2 protein-coding genes are annotated in these 820 nt (G+C 59.6%); one reads left to right on the forward strand and one right to left on the reverse strand.

All coding sequences use genetic code 11. The annotated features are described in order from the left end of the window. A partial coding sequence (locus A5764_RS12925; RefSeq protein ID WP_197501368.1) for a class I SAM-dependent methyltransferase occupies positions 1-368 on the forward strand: 368 nt, incomplete at its 5' end. A 24-nt stretch (positions 369-392) separates the two neighbouring features. Here the strand turns inward: A5764_RS12925 and A5764_RS12930 are convergent. After that, positions 393-820, reverse strand: a 428-nt coding sequence (locus A5764_RS12930) for a class I SAM-dependent methyltransferase (RefSeq protein ID WP_197501371.1), incomplete at its 5' end; no start/stop codon positions are given.

The raw sequence follows: 820 nt of genomic DNA on the forward strand, positions 1-820 counted from the left end.
TGCACACGATTTTGGCGCATTCGCAAAAGCAGATGCACGAGCGCGGCATCAAGCTGACGATGAACGACATCCGATTCACACGATTCATCTACACCGAAATTTTTCCGGGCGGGCAGTTGCCGGCGCAGGAAGATATTTTGGAGTTGGCGCAGGCCGCCGGATTCGGCGTCGAAAGAGTGCAATTGCTGCGCGAGCATTACGAGCGGACGCTGAATATCTGGGCGGCCAATTTAGCGGCCAACAAAGAAAAGGCGATCGCCATCCAGTCCGAAGAGGTCTACGACCGCTATATGCATTATTTGACGGGGTGCGAGAATTTCTTCCGCAAGGGCATCAGCAATGTGGGGCAGTTCACGCTGACCAAATAGCGCGACAGGCGCGCTGCCCGCCGGTTACTTCGTCAACGTGAACTGGTTGACGTCGGTGTAGCCCTTCCGGAACAGCTTCGCGCAGCCGGTGAGGTACTTCATGTAGCGCTTGTAGACCTCTTCGGACTGGATCTCGATGGCCTTGTCCTTGTTGGCCTCGAGCGCGGCGGCCCAGATTTCCAGGGTCTTCGCGTAGTGCAGTTGCAACGACTGGATCCGGGCCACCTTGAAGCCGGCCCCGGTCGCGTGCTCTTCCACCGAGGGGATCGTCGGCAGCCATCCGCCGGGGAAGATCTCGGCCAGGATGAACTGGGTGAAGTGAACGATTTCGTGGGTCAACGGGTTGCCCTGCGCCCGGGCGTCCTTGAAGGTGGGCCGGCTGATGGTGTGCAGCAGCATGACGCCGTCGGCCGGCAGCACCTGGTGGGCCATCTTGAAGAAGTGGCCCCACC

Source organism: Mycobacterium sp. 852002-51057_SCH5723018 (assembly GCF_001667035.1).
Taxonomy (GTDB): Bacteria; Actinomycetota; Actinomycetes; order Mycobacteriales; family Mycobacteriaceae; genus Mycobacterium.